Genomic DNA, 5,430 nt, shown 5'->3' with positions numbered 1-5,430 from the left:
TGTCAGGGCCTTGGCACTTCTACTTTCCATAGTGATCTTGTCACCATAGGGACCTCTATGGTGAGCTCACCATAGAGGTCCGAGGTGCAGAATCGCGTCCGTGGCGAGGGGAACATGCCCCTTTCCTCGATGCGTTCGAGAAGCGACTTGCCGGACGCCACGCGCGCGAATATCAGCGGAACGCTGGCGGGAATCGTGTTCTGGATGTGCTCGATCGTGCCCGGCCACTCGACCTCGCCGAGCGGAGCGTGGACCACCACCAGTTGGGCGCGGGGGACGATCCGGGCGAGCAGGATCGTCATGGCCTGGCTGTCCTTGCCCCCCGATGAATTGACGGCCACGAGCGCGCCACGGCGGATCATGTCGCGGCATTCGGGCGGGATGTGAAGGTTGGCGGCGGGCTGGCGACCGCGTGGCGGGCTTTCACTCATGCCTGCCTCCCGTCGTGGTCGGTCAGCGTCATCGCCGCGGTCGGCCAGATGAAGAGCGGGCTGATGAGAACTTCCGGTTCACCGCCGTCTTGAGCGGGAAAGCTGAGATTGACGGCGGCGGTGGCTGCGGTTGCTTCGTCGTCGACGAAGCAACTGACAAGGCAGCAATTGTCGAACCAGCCGCTGGTCAGGGTCTCGAACGCGCGGCGGTGATCCTCGGTGATATTGGTGTCAGGCATGGCGGCGACCTCCTTGGCGGTGGCATTGGGGAGCCCAGCCTCGGGCTTCTAGCTAGGACTCGCCCGGTCCCAGCCGGCCTCGACCTCCCGGCGGCGCGCAGCGCGTTGGTGGAGGCCGGAGTGCCTAAGTCCCACTGACGGGACGATCGCCGGGATCGGATCTGCGAAGGTGATCGTCGTCGTAGAGCAGTTCATCTTCCATTTCGCGAAGCCAGGAATAGGGGCCCGTGCGCAACGCCCATTCGTCTACCTCGCCGTCGTCTTCCGGCAACTCGTAACCGGAGAAGGCGGACCAGTCGCGGTGACGGAACCCGCGCCACAGGGAGCCCGCGAGGCTCGCGGCGACGGTCCAGGCAATCGCCGTCGTCCAGAGCGGGGCGATGTGCTCCGCGCCCGCGTCGAACGCGAGCGCTGTGACCGTGTAGACGGCGGCGATAGCGAAACCGCCGAGCACGAAGGCGCGGGCGCGGGAGTTGGTGCGGCGCACGCCCCGTCCTGGGGCTGGGCTGCCGTCCTGATCTGTGAAAGTTTTCGTCATGTTCATGGCCTCCACTCTGCCGGCGGGACCGGCGCGGGCGCCTGCCCCGGGCTTTCGGGATTCGCCCGCCCTCAAGCCGGCCGCTACCTCCCGGCGGCGAGCCGTGTGTCGGAGGAGGGCGAAGCGTCAAGTAGATGCATGGCTCGAGACCAGGTTGCCGCGCGGATCCAGCCCGTGGCCGCCCCGTCCTGCCGACGAGTCAATCCTGGGTCGCAACGGACGCGAGGACGGGCTCGTCGGCGATCAACTCGACTTTGTCACGCGAGACGCCCGAGAGGAGATACCGCCTCCGCCGTGGCTTGAAGATTTCATGCTGAGGGTTGACAAGCGGGATGCGGTCTCGGCCGCAGCCGCCATACGGGCGGAGGGATTGCAGTGACAGCAGGAGGAAGCGCCGTCTACTGCCAAATGAGAAACTTATCCTGGTGTGCCAACAGGAGGTCAGCTATGTCGCGCGCGGCAAGGTCGAAGTAGTTCCCATCGTCCAGCCCGGTGAAATTGCGATGGCTTTCCAGAAAACGACCCCGCGCGATACTTACATGAAGCAGCGGAAGCAGATTGAACTGATCGGGATCGAAGGCTTGAACGCGGTGCTTGAACTCGCATCCCAGTCACTTCGACGTCCAGTGGGCAACCGCTTGGGACGGGTATTGGTTCAAGCTTCGTCTCGTGAACTCGAACGCGAACGGTCCGAACGTCAAGAGGAGCTTGGGGCGGTGGAGCGCAATGAGCTTGGCAAGGTCGCGGGTTTGCCCGGTGAGGTCGGGAGCCCAGTCACGCTGCCGATACGTCGGTTTTTCTGCGGGGTTGTGTACCGCATTTCGGATGTAGAGATCGGCTGTGTCGATTCTCGTGCCAGCGACGGAGAACACCTGATTCTGAATGCCTTCGAGGATGGGCGTCCAGATATTGTGGCGAGCCGGGTGCCTTGGGTCGAGCGGTTCGACGAGACGGTGCTGCCATCTCGCCGGGCTAGAATCGGCGATCAACCAGATGGGGAAGGTTCTGGAGCCGGAGGCTCTGTTCATGATGCTCGGGACTCGAAGGGCGTTGTGTCGTCAATAGCCGGCCTCACCCAGACAAAGCAAATAGATTTCTTCCGGCCTTTTCGTAAGGTTCGTCGGGGCTTCTGACCAGTCCACGTGTCTGTCGATCACTCGTACTTGTCCACAAGGAAGGATGAGGTCGTCGCAGCCGAACAATTACAGGAATTCGTAGAGGGACAGCAGCGGCGCCTCGACGCGGCGGCTCGGATCACGATCAGTTCGGGAACTGTGCCAGGTTGGCGCGGTGCACTTGACATGAATGACAGACTTGAACTTGACCGTCGCCGGCCGAGGTGTCATAGTGTGCGGTGATTCCTCCTTAATCGGTCTATCGTGCGGGGGAATCTGGAGCCGTCCGGACGGACCCCTCGCTAGGCATTTGCCTGGTGCCTAGATTGCAGCGGTCCAGTTGAGTCCCAGCGGGTCGAGTCAGGCAACAGTTATTGTATATTGAAGGAAAGGCTGTCGCGCTTGTACGTGATGGCCTTCCTTGCATTTGGGGCCTGGAGATGGTCGAAGAACATCGCTCAAAGCTGCCCGTTGACGAGACGCATTGGGCCGAACTGACACTGCGGGCGCTGAGAGAACTGGGCGGCGACTCGCAGATGGTCGTCGGCGCGAAGTTGCGCCAGAAGATGGTCGCACTGGCGCGGGAGCGGGACCTAGACGTCGAAGGCTATGTTGGAGCGTCAAGAGAGTCCTTCTCGGGTCTGGTCGAGCAAGTCGATGGCGTTGTCGTCCGGCGCCGGTCTGGCCGTGATGTGCTGGTGGGCACCCCACAGGCGGAGGAGCCGAAATTGGAATCCGGGTCTTCGACACGTCGGGGCGCGTTACGCGGGGACGTCTACCAGGCGTTCACTAGAGTCGCGCCGGTGCCGGTCGTCTACTCACCGGAGGCGGACCGGTTCCTGTTCGAAGAGAACGCGGAGGGGCGCACCATCCGCGTGCCGGAGATTACTCTCGATACGTTGGTCCAGGATCGGCGGCAATTCGTTGAGTCCCTCGACCCGGAGACGCAGCGCCCTTTGCTCGACGCGTTGACTCGCTCACCCAACCCGCTGGTGGCGTTCCGACAGGCCGTGGAGAGACTGGGAATGCTGGACAGATGGGGGCTGGAGCAATCGAGGATCATTTGGCGCCGGGTGGAGACGTGGGCCGGAGAGAACGGTGTCACGCCCCGGACTAGTTGGTATGGACGTGGCCAAACAGGGGAGTCCGCACATCGCACGCTGTCTCGATTGGCGGAGTACATGACGGCCAACGAGATCCGGCAACTGAAGATTCCCTTCCGCGCGGTGGAGGCGTTCCTGTCAGACCATGATCGGCGATGAGCCGCGCTGCCCCAATCGCCGTCGTGGCCGGCGTCTCTTTGGGGTCATATCGCAGAAGCGACTGGCGGCCCAACCGGACCGGCTGGCGTATACATGTGCTGCCGGGCAAGGAACACCGACACGGCAATCTGTGTGACATTTGGAACCGGCTACTGGTTGCCAGTGAGAAATGGGCAGATAGCACAGACGCAGGGGTGCATTTCCTTCTGGCTCATGACCGGGAGGATGAGCGGCCAACGTATCGGCGCGAGTTCAGAAGGCGTTCTCTTCGGGCGGTCTGGTTGGACAGGCGACTCTCGGTGCGGTATGGCAGCCCCGACTTCCGCCAGGCGATCAATGACATTCTCGAGTTCGAGGAGCAATGGCGGCAGCACCTCCGCCCGGGCCCGAACTCGCCCCTGCTGTTGCCGGAGTCGGCGTTTGGGGCGAGAGCGAACGTGCGGGATACGTGGACACGGACGCAAGACGTCGTGGTTGGCCACGACAACATCGGCGCCGTCCACGAATCGATCTGCCGATTCGTTCGGGAGCACAAGAAGGGTTCGGGATGGATCGACACGCACAGCCTACATTTCGGTCGAGGGGCGCCGCACGGCGGTCACGGCATGCCCGCCTGGCGGCAACAGAAACTGGGCTTTCGATTGCCAAACGGGTTTCATTTCGACGTCAGACATGAGCGAGGCAGGAGTTTTCGCTTAAGCGACCAGGACGGCACACGGCACAAGTTCAACACGTACGCCAACATGGATCCCCACGGGTTCATGCGTGGCGGAAGTTAGGTGGAGGAAGGCTGGCAGCAAACGCATCGAAGCTGGGGAGCGCAGGCCGGGCTAACCGCTTCAGTGTGCTCTGGGTCGTCCGCAAGTTGCTGGCGCTATCCTATTCACTTGCCCGCAGGCGGTCGACGGTGGTTAGTGGCATTCGAATTGTGAAACCCAGAGAGGTTAAGGAATGGCGGGAATTACTGTCGACCACTTCAAGCGGGCCGCCGCGGACATCGGGTTGCACGGGGACAACGACACACTCCCGTTCGATATTGACAATAGATTTGTTAACGAAAACCAAAATGAACTAGCGATTCTGGCATACACCTATTTTTGCGAGCTTGAGAAGGGTTCTCCCAAGGACGCGACAAAGGCCATCAACGCTCTGCAGATTTTCTCCGAACGACTTCTGGTTCCAACTGGGGCCGCCGGTTTTCGCATTACAACGAAGATACACCCATTCTGGAATATCTACATCAACGGAATGGGTGTCGCGATAGCCGACAAACACGAAGCCCAGCGGAGCCCCACCGCGCATTCATATCGATATGTAGTTGACGGAGATGGGTTGTTTGATCGCAGCAGATCATGGAGAGCATACCGTCAATGCACTATTTCGCCCGAGTACTGGCAAGGCGACGACGCCGTCGTAATTCAAACAGACATTTCGAGTTTTTATGAGCACATTTATCACCATAGACTGGAGAGTTGCCTCGAGGACCTGTTCCCGTCCGGCTCTACGGTGGCGAGCCAGATCGATCGTTTTCTGAGCAAGTTTGCATCCGGTCGATCATTCGGCCTTCCCGTAGGTGGTCAATGTGCTCGGATTCTGGCTGAGGTACTGATGTCAGCTATCGATAACATACTTACCGACGAGGGTATCATTTGGCATCGTTACGTTGACGACTTCACCATCATGACTCGATCCCAGGAAGAGGCGTACCGAGCATTGGCAGTCCTTTCGAATGCCCTGGCAGACTATGGCCTGTCGTTGAACAGGACCAAGACAATCATGTTAAAGGCGAAGCCAGTAGTGTCCGACACATTTCATAGCAAAAACAGTTGGTTATGGTCGTCGGGG

The 5,430-nt window shown here is 60.7% G+C and carries 7 protein-coding genes; 4 read left to right on the top strand and 3 right to left on the bottom strand.

Features of this window, described 5'->3' with window-relative positions:
• Positions 1–2: 2 nt before the first annotated feature.
• The 3 genes from OXU42_07875 to OXU42_07865 form a co-directional block, all read right to left on the bottom strand.
• The gene (locus tag OXU42_07875; protein ID MDE0029299.1) at positions 3–431 is read right to left on the bottom strand and encodes a hypothetical protein; all 429 of its coding nucleotides are present in this window, start codon (positions 429–431) and stop codon (positions 3–5) included.
• On the bottom strand, positions 428–670 hold the full coding sequence (locus tag OXU42_07870; protein ID MDE0029298.1) for a hypothetical protein: 243 nt from the start codon (positions 668–670) through the stop codon (positions 428–430). Before OXU42_07870 ends, OXU42_07875 begins: the two co-directional genes overlap by 4 nt.
• A gap of 124 nt (positions 671–794) precedes the next feature.
• On the bottom strand, positions 795–1,214 hold the full coding sequence (locus OXU42_07865; protein MDE0029297.1) for a hypothetical protein: 420 nt from the start codon (positions 1,212–1,214) through the stop codon (positions 795–797).
• A 419-nt stretch (positions 1,215–1,633) separates the two neighbouring features.
• On the opposite strand from OXU42_07865, the gene OXU42_07860 reads away from it, so the two are divergent.
• The 4 genes from OXU42_07860 to OXU42_07845 all read left to right on the top strand — a co-directional run.
• Positions 1,634–2,341, top strand: coding sequence for a hypothetical protein (locus tag OXU42_07860; protein ID MDE0029296.1), 708 nt, complete (start codon positions 1,634–1,636; stop codon positions 2,339–2,341).
• Positions 2,342–2,763: 422 nt separating this feature from the next.
• Positions 2,764–3,585 carry a hypothetical protein gene (locus OXU42_07855; GenBank protein MDE0029295.1) on the top strand — a complete coding sequence of 274 codons (822 nt, stop codon included), beginning with the start codon at positions 2,764–2,766 and terminating at the stop codon, positions 3,583–3,585.
• 281 nt (positions 3,586–3,866) lie between these two features.
• Positions 3,867–4,364 (top strand): hypothetical protein, encoded by a 498-nt coding sequence (locus OXU42_07850; protein MDE0029294.1) that lies wholly within the window; start codon positions 3,867–3,869, stop codon positions 4,362–4,364.
• Positions 4,365–4,536: 172 nt separating this feature from the next.
• Positions 4,537–5,430 (top strand): RNA-directed DNA polymerase (locus OXU42_07845; GenBank protein MDE0029293.1); only part of this gene is annotated, 894 nt, incomplete at its 3' end.

The sequence above is a fragment of the Deltaproteobacteria bacterium genome (assembly GCA_028818775.1).
GTDB lineage: Bacteria > Desulfobacterota > Binatia > UBA9968 > JAJDTQ01 > JAJDTQ01.
This window is presented reverse-complemented; position numbering and strand designations above follow the sequence as displayed.

Coding starts and splice junctions, on each gene's coding strand:
- OXU42_07875 (MDE0029299.1), bottom strand. CDS start 431: ATGAGTGAAAGCCCGCCACGCGGTCGCCAGCCCGCCGCCAACCTTCAC.
- OXU42_07865 (MDE0029297.1), bottom strand. CDS start 1,214: ATGAACATGACGAAAACTTTCACAGATCAGGACGGCAGCCCAGCCCCA.
- OXU42_07870 (MDE0029298.1), bottom strand. CDS start 670: ATGCCTGACACCAATATCACCGAGGATCACCGCCGCGCGTTCGAGACC.
- OXU42_07855 (MDE0029295.1), top strand. CDS start 2,764: ATGGTCGAAGAACATCGCTCAAAGCTGCCCGTTGACGAGACGCATTGG.